General features: G+C 71.5%; 12 protein-coding genes. 5 read left to right on the top strand and 7 right to left on the bottom strand.

Annotated features, from left to right (window positions below):
- Positions 1 to 60: 60 nt before the first annotated feature.
- The 4 genes from ACFVT5_RS13190 to ACFVT5_RS13205 are packed head-to-tail and all read right to left on the bottom strand — an operon-like array spanning position 61 to position 6185.
- Positions 61 to 1317 (bottom strand): type III PLP-dependent enzyme, encoded by a 1257-nt coding sequence (locus ACFVT5_RS13190; protein WP_389885536.1) that lies wholly within the window; start codon positions 1315 to 1317, stop codon positions 61 to 63.
- Positions 1314 to 3149 (bottom strand): IucA/IucC family protein, encoded by a 1836-nt coding sequence (locus ACFVT5_RS13195; protein WP_389885539.1) that lies wholly within the window; start codon positions 3147 to 3149, stop codon positions 1314 to 1316. Before ACFVT5_RS13195 ends, ACFVT5_RS13190 begins: the two co-directional genes overlap by 4 nt.
- A 7-nt stretch (positions 3150 to 3156) precedes the next feature.
- Positions 3157 to 4977 (bottom strand): IucA/IucC family protein, encoded by a 1821-nt coding sequence (locus tag ACFVT5_RS13200; RefSeq protein WP_389885542.1) that lies wholly within the window; start codon positions 4975 to 4977, stop codon positions 3157 to 3159.
- Positions 4974 to 6185 (bottom strand): acetyl-CoA carboxylase biotin carboxylase subunit family protein, encoded by a 1212-nt coding sequence (locus ACFVT5_RS13205; protein WP_389886639.1) that lies wholly within the window; start codon positions 6183 to 6185, stop codon positions 4974 to 4976. The genes ACFVT5_RS13200 and ACFVT5_RS13205 overlap by 4 nt, the downstream gene beginning before the upstream one ends.
- A 209-nt stretch (positions 6186 to 6394) precedes the next feature.
- On the opposite strand from ACFVT5_RS13205, the gene ACFVT5_RS13210 reads away from it, so the two are divergent.
- A complete protein-coding gene (locus ACFVT5_RS13210; RefSeq protein WP_389885545.1) occupies positions 6395 to 7267 on the top strand; it encodes a (2Fe-2S)-binding protein in 873 nt (290 codons plus the stop codon).
- A 101-nt stretch (positions 7268 to 7368) separates the two neighbouring features.
- A complete protein-coding gene (locus ACFVT5_RS13215) occupies positions 7369 to 7554 on the top strand; it encodes a hypothetical protein (protein ID WP_389885548.1) in 186 nt (61 codons plus the stop codon).
- A 19-nt stretch (positions 7555 to 7573) separates the two neighbouring features.
- Here ACFVT5_RS13215 and ACFVT5_RS13220 read toward each other — a convergent pair whose 3' ends face one another.
- Complete coding sequence (locus ACFVT5_RS13220; RefSeq protein WP_389885551.1) at positions 7574 to 8110, bottom strand: hypothetical protein; 537 nt, start codon at positions 8108 to 8110, stop codon at positions 7574 to 7576.
- A gap of 59 nt (positions 8111 to 8169) precedes the next feature.
- Between ACFVT5_RS13220 and ACFVT5_RS13225 the strand changes: the two genes are divergently transcribed.
- Complete coding sequence (locus tag ACFVT5_RS13225; protein ID WP_389885554.1) at positions 8170 to 9612, top strand: MFS transporter; 1443 nt, start codon at positions 8170 to 8172, stop codon at positions 9610 to 9612.
- Positions 9613 to 9623: 11 nt separating this feature from the next.
- Here ACFVT5_RS13225 and ACFVT5_RS13230 read toward each other — a convergent pair whose 3' ends face one another.
- Positions 9624 to 10010, bottom strand: coding sequence for a nitroreductase/quinone reductase family protein (locus ACFVT5_RS13230; protein ID WP_389885557.1), 387 nt, complete (start codon positions 10008 to 10010; stop codon positions 9624 to 9626).
- Positions 10011 to 10055: 45 nt separating this feature from the next.
- Entirely contained in the window at positions 10056 to 10874 is an 819-nt protein-coding gene (locus tag ACFVT5_RS13235; RefSeq protein ID WP_389885560.1) for a hypothetical protein, read from the bottom strand.
- Between the two features lie 294 nt (positions 10875 to 11168).
- Here ACFVT5_RS13235 and ACFVT5_RS13240 point away from each other — a divergent pair, with 294 nt between their 5' ends.
- Both ACFVT5_RS13240 and ACFVT5_RS13245 read left to right on the top strand, forming a co-directional pair.
- Positions 11169 to 12173, top strand: coding sequence for an alpha/beta fold hydrolase (locus ACFVT5_RS13240; protein WP_389885563.1), 1005 nt, complete (start codon positions 11169 to 11171; stop codon positions 12171 to 12173).
- Between the two features lie 139 nt (positions 12174 to 12312).
- On the top strand, positions 12313 to 13509 hold the full coding sequence (locus tag ACFVT5_RS13245; RefSeq protein ID WP_389885566.1) for an ROK family protein: 1197 nt from the start codon (positions 12313 to 12315) through the stop codon (positions 13507 to 13509).
- Positions 13510 to 13641: the final 132 nt, after the last annotated feature.

Here is a 13641-nt window from a genome sequence, read left to right on the forward strand (position 1 = left end):
CGACAGGGAAGTTCAGGACAATGTGTGCGGTAGGCGGCCAGGACGCCCACTTGGCCTCCGTCAAGTGAACCGGTCGGCCGCGTGTGTGCCCAGGAAGTGGAAGCCCGGCCGGGGATGCATCAGGAAGTCGTGGTGGGAGATGTTCCACGCGTACGCCCCCGCCAGCGCGAACAGCACCCTGTCCCCGGCGCGCAGCCCCGCCGCCGGTACCTCCCGGGCCAGCACGTCCTTCGGTGTGCACAACTGCCCGGCCAGCGTGACCCGTTCCCCTGCCGCCGGGGGCCGTGGCCACGGATGCGGCCAGGACTCAACCGGGAGTACCGCGCACGGCTGGTCGTGGCCCTTCGTCGCCGGGGTCCGCAGATGGTGCGTCCCGCCCCGGACGACCGCGAAGTCCTCGCCGTGACTGCGCTTCACGTCCAGCACCTCGGTCGCGTACCAGCCGCAGTACGCGGTGAGGGCGCGACCCGGCTCGATGCGGAGGGTCAACCCCGGGTAGCGGGAGGTGAGTTCGGCAAGCCCGGCGCCGTACGCCACCCAGTCGAACCGTCGGCCGGGGCGGGCGTAGTCGACGGTCATACCGCCTCCGATGTTCACCTCGCGGACCTCGGTGCCGTGTCGCGCCCCGAGACCGGCCGCCCAGCCCACCACGGACGCGGCGACGTCCAGCAGCTCCGGGGCGTCGAGTCCGCTCACCAGATGGGCGTGGACACCGTGCCACTCCAATTGCGGGAAGGTCTTGTCGGTGAGGAGACCTACGACCTCGTCCGCCTGGGACGGGTCGAGGCCGAACGGGGTCGGCCGCCCGCCCATGGTCAGGGACCCGCCGTCCAGGGCCCGCCCGGCCACCGGCAGATTGAACCGGAGCAGCACGCCGACGGGCGCCGTCGCGTCCCCCGAAGGGCGACGGACGTGGCGGGCGAGATGGCCGAGCATCCGCAGTTCGTACGCGCTCTCCACATGGAACCGGCGCACCCCCCGCTCCAGCGCCGCCGTCAGCTCGGCCGGTGTCTTCCCTGGCCCGCCGAACGCCAGCTGACGATCCGTCACCGTCTCGGCGACATGGGCGAGTTCACCGCCGGACGCCACCTCGAAACCGTCCACGAAGGGGGCGAGGGTGGTGAGGACCGCCGGCTCCGGATTCGCCTTGGCCGCGTAGTACATCTCGACGCCCGGGGGCAGCGCTGAACGCACCGACAGCACGTGTGCTCGCAGGGCGTCGAGGTCGTACAGATAGGCGGGCAGTTCCTCCGGCGCGAGGGAGAGCGCGCGCTCACGCACCAGTGCGGTGACCGGCACGGGGGACAGATCGGTCATCGGGTGCTCCACTCGGCGTCGGCGGAGGTCCCGCTGTCCGCGTCGCTGTCCGCGAGGGGTGACGGCAGCCGTACGTACTCGGCGTCCCGGTCCGCCGAACGCTCCCAGCGGGCCAGCAGATTGGCCTTCGCGGGCAGCGGTACCCCCGCGAGAAGGGTCCTCAGCCGGGGCGGACAGCCGTGCTCGTGCGCGTACTCCTGGAGCGTGCCGCGCAGCCGCTCCCACAGGGCGCGTTCGAGGGAAGGATGCAGATCGGCGAGCGCGGCGAGCAGTTCCGCCGCGTGGTTCACCACGAGGCAGTACACGACCCGGTCCCAGCCGCGCCGGGCGTCGTACGTCAGCGGGCCCGCCACCTCGGGCGGCAGGGAGCGAAGGGCTTCGGTGTGCGGTCCGGGCAGCAGCTTGGTGCCTTCGAGATCGCGGAAGAGGACCTGCGCGGGCCGCCCGTCGTCGTCCACGCAGAGCAGGACGTTCTGGAGATGCGGTTCGAGGACGATGCCGTGGTCGAAGTAGGCCGCGAGCACCGGCGGCACCAGCAGCCGCAGATACCGCGTCCACCAGCGCAGGGCGTCCTCGGGTCCGGCGCCGGCGAGGAGTCGGGACACATGGGCCGGTCCTGTCGCGTACTCGTCGGCGACGGCGGCGGCCAGCAGCGGGGTGGTGCCGGGCCGTAGGTGCCGGGCGAGTCCGTCGCGGACGATCACGCCGAAGCCCTCCAGGAGGGCGGGGTCGGGACGTTCGTCGGGCCCGGCGACGGCGAGGCTGCGGTAGGCGGGCTCCCGCAGGACCGCCGTACCGGGGAACCGGACCGCCAGCTCCGCGAAGGCCGGGGCGAGCAGCCGGGTGAGCGCGACGGCGCCGGACAGTTCGTACGAGGCGTTCTTGCGGAGGCAGTTGGTGATCCGCACATTGAGGCTGAACTTGAGGAAGGCGTCACTTGTGAGGGCGGTGCCCGTGCGGACCGTGCCCGTGCGGAGGGTGCCCGTGTGGACCGTGCGTACGGACGCGGTCGGCGTGACGGGTGTGCGCCCGGGGCCCAGGTCGAGGACGTCCCGCCGGTCCAGGGCGGCCCTCAACCCCGGGTGCGCGCCCAGGAGTTCGTACTGCCAGGGGTGGGCGGGCAGCAGACGGTAGCCGTCGGGTACGGGATGCAGTCGGTCGAGTGGTTCGGCGGCGTCGGGATCGGCGCACTCCTGGGCGACGAGTTCCTCGCGGACGGCGAGCATCCGCAGCGGGAACGACGCCCCGGCCTCCGGCGCGTACGCCGCCCAGCGGACCGGGTCACCGCTGTGTGCCTTGGGGGTCGGATGGAAACGGTGACCGAGGACGAGGGACTGCTCGGACGTGAGGTAGGCGGCGAGACGGTCGTCCGGACCCCGACGTGGACCCCCTCCGGCCACCGGCCCGCTGTCGGGTCCGGTCAGCGCGAGCGCCGCCGCGGCCCCGCGATGGCTTGCCGCGACCTGGTCGAGGAATTCGTCGTTGTCGACGCCCGTGCGCAAGGACAACTCGTCCCGCACATGGGCGGCGAGACGGGACCAGTCGATCTCGGTCCAGTCGTCGCCGTCGCCGTCCACGCGCTGTTCGGTGACGGGTCCGGTGAAGCGGGGGGAGCCGAGGAGGGAGCCGCGGCGCAGGGCCACGCGCAGCAGCACGCCACGGCGCGGCAGCCGCAGCAGCAGACGGTCTCCGACGACGGCGGTCTGCCGTTCGGGTGCGGACACCTCGCGCAGCAGACAGTTGAGGAGAGTGTGGGTCACCGCGATGTCGGCGGTGGGCAGGGCCGAGAGCGGCGCCGGGGCGTACGGCGAACCGGAGAGTGTGCTGGCCATCGGCGGGTCACGCACCTCGCAGAAGATAGTTGGGACCGGTGGTGTAGTGCTTGTTGATGTCCGACGCGCCCGAGCGCTCCTTGGTGAGCAGGGTGCCCGCGGTCACCATCGCCTTGACGGGCAGCCGTTCGGCGTCGAGGACGCGTGTCCGCAGGACGGCGCCGGGCTGCCCCGGGCGCGTTCCCAGCCGCTCGACGGCCGCGCCGAGCCGGTCACGTATCAGCGCGAGCAGCCGGTCGAGCGGGGCATGGCCGCGCCGGGCGAGGCCGAACGCGTAGGCGCCCGCGCAGAGATGGACGGTGATCGTGGTGAACAGATCCGCCACAGGGCCGTCGTCGGCGCACAGGATCCGCGCGTCGTCGAAGTCGGCGAGCCCTGGCGGCTCGGGACCGAGCCGGTCCCCGAGTCGGGCCGTGTTGATCCGGGGGCCGTCGTTGTCCTTGAACAGCAGCCGCAGGGGCGGCCGTCCGGGACGGTCGTCCAGGACGAGGGAGATGTTCTGCTGGTGCGACTCCAGGGCGATCCCGTAGCCGAAGAGGGTGGTCTGCCAGTCGAAGAGCAGGGTGAGCACGGCGTCGAGGAGGGCGAGCGGGTCGCCGCGGTAGAAGCGGTCGGCGAGCCGGTCGATGACGAGGCGCCCGCTCCGGGCGGAGCGTTCCTGTCGCCCGGGTCCTTCGCGTTGGCCGGGGCGTTCGTCCGGCGCAGGGCTCAGGAGCGCCGCCATCGGGACGGTGACGGTGCCGTCGAGCCCGCGCGGGTAGCGGCGCCGCAGTACGGACAGGAGTTCATGGTCCGCGTGGGCGAAGGACGTCTCGTCGGCGAGCAGGACCGTGTCCCGGAAACGCTCCTCGCGGGCGAGTACGGCGGTGAGGAGCCGCTGGCAGGCGGCGCCGTCGTACAGGGTTCCCGGTTTGACGGTCCGCAGGTTCAGACGGCCCAACGTCGAGGTCATGAGCGGCAGTTTGAGGTGTGTTCCCGGCGTGCCGACGAGCGCCACGGTCCGCATCGACAGGGTGGGGACGACCTCCGCGTACGCCCGTTCGGCGAGGACCGCCCGCCCATCGAGGCCCTGGTGGCGCAGGAGGTCCCGCAGGCGTGGGCCGACGGTGAGCGGATGGACGGGCAGGGTGACATGGGTGCCGTCGAGCGGGGCCGGCAGCCCGAGCGCGGACGGGCTCGGCCATGCGTCCGGTACGGGCCCCCGTCCGGTCAGGGACTCGCGGGGCAGGGCGAGCCAGCGCAGCCGGAACCGGGGATGGAACTCCGGTGCGTACGCGCGGAGTTGCCGCTCGGTGATGCCCGTGCGTGCCCGCCCGGTCGGATGGACCGGGTGGTCGAGGCGCGCGGCGAGGGTGTCGAAGGCGAGTGAGGCGTCGGGCCCGGTCCAGTCGGCCGGATCGTCGCCGTAACGCTCCGCCAGGCGGGCCGTCACCGTGTCCTGCGTCGCGCGGTGCAGCCGCAGGGTGGCGGCGGCCTGGCGGCACTCCTCGCCGAAGGCGGCGAACCCGGCCCGGTCCGCCGGATCGGCCTGATCGCTCAGCGCGGCCAGGACGGAGTCCACGGTGGTCAGATCCGTCCCGTCGGAGGCTCGCCGTAACAGCGGCATCCGTGCCCTGAACTCGCCCTGGAATCCGTCCTGTTCGACCGGGAGCAGCAAGGCGTCACCGTGCCGCGCGGGCACCCTCAGCCAGGTCCCGTCGGGTGCTTCCACGGGCTTGGCGCGCGTACGGAGACCGGCGACGTCCTCGCGGAGCAGCGCGCCCAGGACATTGCGCAGGAGGCCGTCGGCATCGGCTGTCGCGTCCCCCGGCTCCCTGGTGCCGGTCATGGGACGATCTCCCACCTCTGGCCGGCACGGAAGTCCGCGACAGCCCGGTCCACGGACACCTGATCGCGGCCGGTCGCACGGATGACGCCGAGGAAGTCACGGTTGGTGTGGTGCAGTGCGTGCCGCTCCCCGGTCCGGCGCAACGGGCGGTACGTCAAAGTCACGTCGTCCAGGGCGAGTTCCACCGGTCCGGGCGCATGGGTGAGGGTACCCGGGGTCCGTGCGTACGGGTAGTCGAGCACCGCGGCGCCGCCGGTACGTAGGCCCAGGTCCGTGGGCAGGGGTTCGCCCAGGTGGACGCGGAGAATGTGCTCGAAGAGGGGGATGCCGAGCAGTTCGGCGAGCAGCAGGTCGCACTGGTCGCCGATGGCCCGATAGTTCACCTCCACGATCCGCGCGCGCCCCTCGGTGTCGATGACGAACTCGGTGTGACAGGCGCCGAACCCCACGCCCAGCGTGGTGAGTTGGTCTAGTACCTGTGCGACGACCGGCTCGGGGTGTGCCGGTACGAAGGTGAGCCGCTCCTCGATGAAGTACGGCGGCGGCGACAGCTCCGTACGGAAACCGCCGAGCACATGCAGGACCCGGCCGTCGCCCAGGGTCTCCAGGGTGTGCAGCCCGCCCGTCAGGAACTCCTCCACGACCAGGGCCTCGCCCGGTCGCCGACCCTGGATCTCGGTGCACCGCGCCACCAACTCACCGGGTGTCTCGACCCGGAACACGTCCTCGCTCGCCACCCCCTCGCGCGGTTTGACCACACACGGGTACGGGAGGTCCGCGACGGTGCCGAGTGCGGTGGCGGGATCGGCGCCCGCGGGCACCTCGGCCGAGCGGACCCGCTCCGACTCCGGGCGTCCGGAGGACAGATGACGGCGCATCAGCGCCTTGTCCTTCGTCCGTAGCGCGGTCCGCCAGTCTTTCGCCGGGAGCCCGAAGTACGCGGCGGCCAGCGCCGCCTGGGTCTGGAGGTGGTCGCTGTTGGTGAAGACCGCGCCGGGCGCCGCCGCCTGGGCCGAGATCAGCCGGACGACCGCCCGGAAGTCACGTACATCGCACTCCAGCAGATCGACGCCGTCCGGACACCGCTCGCGGTGGTCGTCGGGCCGGTCGGTGAGGAGGGTGACGGGGAGGCCGAGGCGGTGCGCGGCGGGGAGGAATCCCTCGGTGACCGAGTCGGTCGGATTCAGGGCGAGCAGGTACAGCCGCAGGTTCGGGAACACGAGGCGAGAGCTTAGGTTAGGCAAGCCTAAGAGTGTCAATTCGGCGCGACGCGCCCCCGATTCGACGTATGAGGGGTCGTCATCAGTAAGGTGAGCCTTGCCTTTCCCTTTCGTGCGGAGCTGTCTGCTCCGTGCTCAGTGCTGCCCCCACGCTCGCAGTTCATGTTCGTGCTCGTGTACGTGTTCGAGGAGTACCCGTGTTCTTGGCCCCGGCGCCGGCCCCCGCCGCCCCAGCCGTGAGCTGTTCCACCCTGCTGGCCGCCACCTACCGGCGGCTCGTCGGGCTCTGCCCAGCCCTGGACGTCACCGTCGCGCACCCCGCGTCGACCGTGGGCCAGGGCTGGGCCGACAGCGCGGAACTGGCGTACCGTCAGGAACTCCTCGACGGCTTCCTCGACGCCGAGTCGACCCGCATCCGGGACCGGTACGCGCACACGGCCCGTCCCGACGTGGTCGCCTCCCGGGCCCTGCACGGCTACCTCTGGTCCGCCGCGCTCCTCGTGACCGGCCCCTGGTTCCTTGAACGACGCGTGCCGCGCCTTCGGCCCCAGGACGTGCGAGTCAGCCGTACGAGGGACGCGTACGAGATCGTGCCCGGCGGGTTCGCCTGTCTGCCCGACGATCCGGCGGCCGGGCTTCCGGGGGTGCGTGTTCTGCCGGACGGGGCCGTGCTGCGGGCCGAGGTCCGCGCCGCCGTCGCCGACCATGTGCGGCCCCTGCTGGCCGCGATCGGCCCCCGGCTGCGGCGCGGACCGCGCGCCCTGTGGGGCATGGTCGGTGACGATCTCGTCTCCGGTGTCTGGTACCTCGGCCGGATGCTCGGCGACGAAGCGCGCGGGGTGCGGGAGGCCGGGGCGCTGTTGCCGGGTCCGGTCCACCCGTTTCCGGGCGGCGCCGACTTCCGTGCCCTGGCGGCCCGCGACGGACAGATCCACCCGACTCGTACGCGCCTCGGGTGCTGCCTCTACTACACGATCCGCCCGGCGGAGGCGTGCGGCACGTGTCCGAGGGTGTGCGACGCGGAACGGCTGCGGCGGATCGAAGGGGACGCGGACGGGCGCGGCGCCTGACGGACGTGATGGCGAACGTGATGGCGAACGTCCCTGTTCCGCACGGTCGGTGAGGCATGTGACACAGGCGCAACTCACGCGGCCTTCACATTTACTGACGTATGCTTCACAGCATGTCCACGACTCCAGGAACCGGCGAATCCCGTACCCCGACCGAGGTCAATGAGGACATCCGGGCTCTGTGGACGCGCGCCGGTGGCAGTCTGACCATCGAGCAGCGCCGTGAGTACCAGCGGCTCGTCACCGAGTGGTCGGCGGCCCTCAGGTCCGGGACCGAGGCCGCGTAACCGCAGGGGCGCGCCCGCCTCAGCCCGCGTCCTTCATCGGCACCCCGGGAGCGAACTCGGCCATGGCGGCGGCGAGTCGGTCCCGGTCGAGACGCCAGCCGCTCACCGGCCGTGACACCGCCACGACATCGGCGGGAAGATGCGGCACCAGCGCACGCACTGTCGCGCGGCCGATCCGGCTCCGGGTGGCCCCCGGTACGGGCGCCGCGTCCGCCCGAAGTGCCAGTCCCACATGGGGGATCGAGGCCGCGGTGTGCTGCCGCCAGCAGACGACGGCTTCGATGTCACGCCACGGAATCCGCGCCGTGGTCGCCTGGTAGCGCGCCGGATTGCCACCGAGGAGCACACCGGTCTCGTCGACCCGGAACGCGACCTTGCCACTCATCGCCGCGTACGACATGAACAGGCCGCCGCCGGCGGACAGCAGTAGGCCCGCGCTCCGCAGTGCGAGCGGCGCGGTCGCCACGAGCAGACACAGCGCGAAGACGGCACACGTGATCACGATCACGATCGTCTTGCGGTCCCAGCCGAACCGCGCCTCGTACACCGGCGTCACCGTGTGAATCCTCTGTGAACCATGCCGGGAGCATCCCAAGCGCCCAGGGGTGTTGGGAAGTGCCGGCGCCTCGCCCGGTCGGGCCGGCCGACCCCCTGGTGCGGCTCGGCGCGATCGGCGACAAATACAGCCGCCGCGGCGCCCTCGTCACGGGACTGATCGTCTTCGGCGCCGGTTCCGTGATGGGCAGCCTCGTCGACGAGACGGCACTGGTCATCACCGCCCGCGCCGTCATGGGCCTCGGCGCGGCCGTGATCATGCCGGCCACCCTCTCCCTGCTGGTCGCGACCTTCCCGCGCGGCGAACGCGGCAAGGCGATCACCGTCTGGACCGCCACCTCGGGACTCGCCATCGCCCTCGGCCCACTGGTCGCCGGCTGGCTCCTGGAGGACCACGCCTGGGGCTCCACGTTCCTGATCAACATCCCCGTCGTCGTCCTCGCCCTCATCGGCGCCCTGCTGCTCGTCCCGCCGTCGAAGGCCGAAGGGCTCGGCCGACTCGACTACGGCGGCGGCCTGCTGTCGATCGTTTCCATCGGCGCCCTGGTGTACGCGATCATCGAGGGCCCGCACTTCGGCTGGGGCGCGGGTCCCGTCACCGCCGCCGTGGTCGCCGTCGTCGGCCTGATCCTGTTCGTCCTGTGGGAGCTGCGGCACCCGCAGCCGATGCTGGACGTCCGCAAGTTCAAGGTCCGCCCGTTCAGCGGCTCGATGATCGCCGTGCTGTTCTTCTTCTTCGGCACCTTCGGCTCCATCTACTACGCGACCCAGCACCTCCAATTCGTCCTCGGCTACGGCCCGTTGGACACCGGCGTACGGCTGCTGCCCCTCGCGGGCGCCGTGTTCGTGGGCGCCGCCGTCACCGGCCGCCTCACCCCGAAGCTCGGCATCAAGTCGATGATCGTCGTCGGCATGGCCATCGGCACCGTCGGCGTCCTCCTGCTCACGCGGATCGACCAGGGCTCCACCTACGACGACTTCCTGGCCCCGCTGCTGCTCCTGGGCGTGGCCATCGGGCTGAGCGTCTCGCCCGCCACCGACACGATCATGGGTTCCTTCCCCGAGAACGAACTCGGCGTCGGCGGCGGCGCCAACGACACCGCCCTGGAACTCGGCGGCTCACTCGGTATCGCGGTCCTCGGCTCCCTCCTCGGCACCACGTACCGCGACGAACTCACCGACCTCGTCGGCGGCAAGCTCCCCGCCGCGGCCCTCGACACCGCCCAGGACTCCGTCGGCGGCGGCCTCGCGGTGGCCCAGCGCATCGCCCAGGACCCGGCGGGCGGCCCCGCCCAGGCGCAGGCCCTGATCAACGCCGTCCATGAGTCCTTCGCCACCGCCGTCTCGCACACCAGCCTCATAGGCGGCGTCATCATGGGAGCGGGAACCCTGATCGTCCTGGCCGTCCTCCCCAGCCACCGAAAGCGCCCGGCACGCACCACCGGGAAGACCACCGCCGACGCGACGGCACGACCGGAGCCGGAGCGTTCGGACGCGATCTGACGGGACCGGGTTCAGTCGGTGAGGTCCACCCGGATGGTCAGCAGGTGGGTGCCGAATGCCTGGACCGCCGCGCTGTTGGCGCGGGGGAGTGTCCTGAGGCGGGCGCGGGCGTCGTCCCCGGCGAGCAGGTGGGCCGTGCCGGTGTGCCACTTGCCCTTGATACGGACACGGACCCGCGGGTCGGCTTGGATGTTGCGCACGTACTGCGACTTGTCGCCGTACTCCGACACGAACCAGAAGGAGTCTCCCTCGCGGCGCCCGCCCACCGGGGTGCGGCGGGGGAGTCCGGACGTCCGTCCGACCGTCTCCACCAGGGTTTGCGTCGGCAGCCGCCGCGAGACCGGATTGGCGACCCGTCGCTGAAACGTCGTGACGACCCGGAACTTGACCTCGTCCATGCGTGACACCGTTACTCTCCCGTTCGTCGCTCGACCTCAACACCCTTATCGTGTCAGGGACTTCTTGTCACCCATCACCACGACCGGCCGCAGCTTCGGGTCCAGCAGGAGCAGCAGTTCCCGCATGTCGTCGAGCGGCAGTGACACACACGCCCGCGTCGGTCCTCCGTGGTCGACGTGCAGCCAGATGCCGCCGCCCTTGCCTTCGCCGAGCGGACGCCGCTTGTCGAGAGGTGACGCACCGGGAACGCGGTTGTAGTCGATGGCGATGACGTACTCGAAGGAGCCTTCCAGCGACTCGCCCAGAAAGCCGGTGCCGGAATCCGCGAACTCCTTGTCCTGGCTGTAGGGGAGCTTCGTCCCCGGGTCCGGCAGTCGGCCCCCCGAGTCCCGCAGTCCGAACACTCCGATCGGGCTGCGCTGATCGTCCGCGCGGTGGTCGTGCGTCCAGCCCTTCATCGCGTTGTGCGCGGGCCATGGACCGCCCACGGCGCCCCAGGTGCCGTTGGCGCCGCGCTGATGCAGCACGACCGACCCCGTGTTGGCGTCCTTCCCCTCACCCGTGACGACCAGCACCTGCCGTGTCGTGTCCGGAATACGCGCACGCGTCGCGGGCCCGATGCCATGGATCCCCAGCGGGTGCTTGTCCCCGGCCGCCCGGCCCGACTGCGCCTCCGGTCCCGCGTGCCCCTGCGGCGGTCCCGCGTGCCCCTGCGGCGCCGGCGGGTGCGAGGGGGTCGCGCTCAGCGTACCGGCGCCGGACCACGGGGCGCCGGAGCAGCCGGCGAGCAGGAATCCGGCGCAGGAGACCGAGGCGAGAAGGCGGCGAACGGCGGGGCGGAGAGCGGTATTGCGGACTGGCACGTCCAGGGCCTTCCGGTCGGGGGTCGCGGGCGGGAGCGGGGCGGAAGAGGATGCCGCAAGCGCACGGGTTCTGATCATCATTAGTGTGACTTATATGCACCGGAATTCCGGGAATGCCGCGATGCCGTTCCCGGATTCACCCCACCGCACCGGAGTCCTTTGCCGGATCGGCAACGAATCTGTGCGGCGCGGGTCGCGATGACGGATGCTCGCCATGATCGTCCGCCAAGCCGAAGCGCTACGCCGATGTCCCCCGACATACGCCGATGCGCGCCGATGTACGAGGAGCCCGCGATGACGCAGCCCCCGCGCCCCCACCAGCCGACGCCCGCAGGCGAGCCGACGCACCGACTGGTGGACGTCCCCGGTGGACGTGTCCACCTCGTGGAACAGGGCACCGGCCCCTTGGTCCTGCTCGTCCACGGATTCCCCGAGTCCTGGCGCTCATGGCGCCACCTGCTCCCGGTCCTCGCCGCCGCCGGACATCGCGCCGTCGCCATCGACGTACGCGGATACGGCCGGTCCTCGAAGCCGGGCGCCGTCGCCGAGTACCGGATGCTCGCGCACATCGCCGACAACGTGGCCGTCGTCCGCGCACTCGGCGAGGAGACCGCGACGGTCATCGGTCACGACTGGGGCGCCACCATTGCCGCGAACTCGGCCCTGGTCAGGCCGGATGTCTTCACCGCCGTCGGACTCCTCGGTGTCCCGTACCAGCCGCGCGGCGGCCCCCGGCCGACGGACATCTTCTCCATGATCGGCGGGCCGGAGGAGTTCTACGTCAGCTACTTCCAGCAACCGGGCCGTGCGGAGGCCGAGATCGAGCCCGACATCCGCGGCTGGCTGGCCGGTTTCTACGCCAGCCTGGACGGCGGGACGGGCGTGCCCGAGGGCGGCGACAGTCCCTTCTTCGTCCCGGCCGGCGCGAAGATGTCCGACCGCTTCGTGCGCGGCACCCTGCCCGACTGGCTCACCGAGGAAGAACTCGACATCCTCGCCGAGGAGTTCGAGCGCACCGGATTCACCGGGGCGCTCAACCGCTACCGCAACGCCGACCGGGACTGGGAGGACCTGGCCGCCTGGGACGGCGCCCCGATCCGGCAGCCGTCCCTGTTCATCGGCGGACAGCGCGACGCGTCCACTACCTGGCTCGCCGACGCCATCGCCGCGTTCCCTGTCACGCTTCCCGGCCTTACCGCCTCCCACCTCCTCGAAGGCTGCGGGCACTGGCTCCAGGAAGAGCGGCCCGACGAGGTCGCCCGGATTCTGACGGACTGGCTGAGCAGCGTACGCACCTGAGTACAGGCGCCTTCGAGTGCATGGTCAAGTTCCCTTTTTCACCTCGCTGTTGGAGGTGTGGAAGGACGTTCAAGGGCTCGTTCGGTGAACTCTGCTTTTTTCATTGACAGCGGAAAATAAGCGCCTTAGGTTCCCGGCCATGCGCTCGACCCGCTCGACCCCTCGCACCGAGGCGTACCCGGCCCCGCTGCCCACCGCCGCCCAGATCTTCACCACCGTTCTGTCCCAAGGGCCGCTCACCCGGACGGAGTTGGCCCGGCGGACCGCGCTGTCCCCGGCCGCCATCACCAAGGCGGTCCGGCCGCTGATCGAGGCGGGCTACCTCGTCGAGGACGTGGACGAGGAAGCCCGCCGCTCCCTCGGGCGCCCCGCCAACCCCGTACGTGTCGACGGGGGCAGGGCGCTGTTCCTCGGGGTCAAGGTCACCGGGGACGAGATCATCGCCGTCCTCACCGACCTCTGCTGCCGCGTCCGGACCGCCCGCCATGTCCCGCTCGTGGCGCGCGACCCGAAGACCGTGCTGGCCGCGCTCAGCGATCTCGTGCAGGAACTCCTCGCGGAGGCCGACGGGTTCGGCGTCCGGGTCCAGGGCCTCGGCGTCGCCGTCTCCGGTGACGTGGACCGGCCCGGCGGCACCGTGCGCTACTCGCCGTTCCTCGAATGGCGCGACGTCCCGCTCGCCGAACTCGTCGGCATGACGACCGGACTCCCGGTCACGGTCGACAACGACGTACGGGCCCTGACCATCGCCGAGCAGTGGTTCGGCGCCGGTGTCGGACTCACCGACTTCGCCCTGGTCACCGTGGGCGCGGGCATCGGCTGCGGACTCGTCGTCAACGGACAGGTCGTGTCAGGGATGTTCGGCGTGGCCGGCGAACTCGGCCATGTGTCCATCGACCCGAACGGCCCCCTCTGCCACTGCGGAAACCGCGGATGCGTGGAGGCGATGGCCGCGGACTCCGCGATCCTGCGCGATGTCCGCGAGGCCACCGGGCTACCGGTCGCCGACACCACGACCGCCCTGGAACTCGCCCACCGCGGCGACCCCGGCGTCCGAGCGGTCTACGCCCGCGCGGGACAGGCCATCGGCCGCGCCATCGGAGCCGTCGTCAACCTCCTCGGACCCGAACGCGTGATCATCTCCGGCGAGGGCCTGGTGGCGTACGACCTCTTCGCCGACCAGATCCGCACCGAGTTCGCCGCGTCCGCCTTCGCGACCGCCGCCCAATGCGATGTGAAGACCCGCCCGTTGCCCTTCGAACAGTGGGCGCGCGGAGCCGCCGCCACCGCGATCCAGTCCTTCATCCGGTCCGACGCCTTCCAGGAAGGACGCTGACGGCATCCCACGCCCACCGGCACCGAACATCACGTCGCACCGGTACCCCATGCCAGGCCGTACCACCCCGCGCCACCCCGCACGCCGCAGTGAGAGCCGTACCACCTCCGCACCAACCTCGTACCTCACCTT

It is taken from the genome of Streptomyces sp. NPDC058001, assembly GCF_042886315.1.
Classification (GTDB): domain Bacteria; phylum Actinomycetota; class Actinomycetes; order Streptomycetales; family Streptomycetaceae; genus Streptomyces.

Bases quoted from the DNA above. Each gene is read 5' to 3' on its own strand.
- ACFVT5_RS13230 (WP_389885557.1), bottom strand. From the start codon at position 10,010: ATGGACGAGGTCAAGTTCCGGGTCGTCACGACGTTTCAGCGACGGGTC.
- ACFVT5_RS13200 (WP_389885542.1), bottom strand. From the start codon at position 4,977: ATGACCGGCACCAGGGAGCCGGGGGACGCGACAGCCGATGCCGACGGC.
- ACFVT5_RS13245 (WP_389885566.1), top strand. From the start codon at position 12,313: ATGCGCTCGACCCGCTCGACCCCTCGCACCGAGGCGTACCCGGCCCCG.
- ACFVT5_RS13240 (WP_389885563.1), top strand. From the start codon at position 11,169: ATGACGCAGCCCCCGCGCCCCCACCAGCCGACGCCCGCAGGCGAGCCG.
- ACFVT5_RS13195 (WP_389885539.1), bottom strand. From the start codon at position 3,149: ATGGCCAGCACACTCTCCGGTTCGCCGTACGCCCCGGCGCCGCTCTCG.
- ACFVT5_RS13190 (WP_389885536.1), bottom strand. From the start codon at position 1,317: ATGACCGATCTGTCCCCCGTGCCGGTCACCGCACTGGTGCGTGAGCGC.
- ACFVT5_RS13215 (WP_389885548.1), top strand. From the start codon at position 7,369: ATGCTTCACAGCATGTCCACGACTCCAGGAACCGGCGAATCCCGTACC.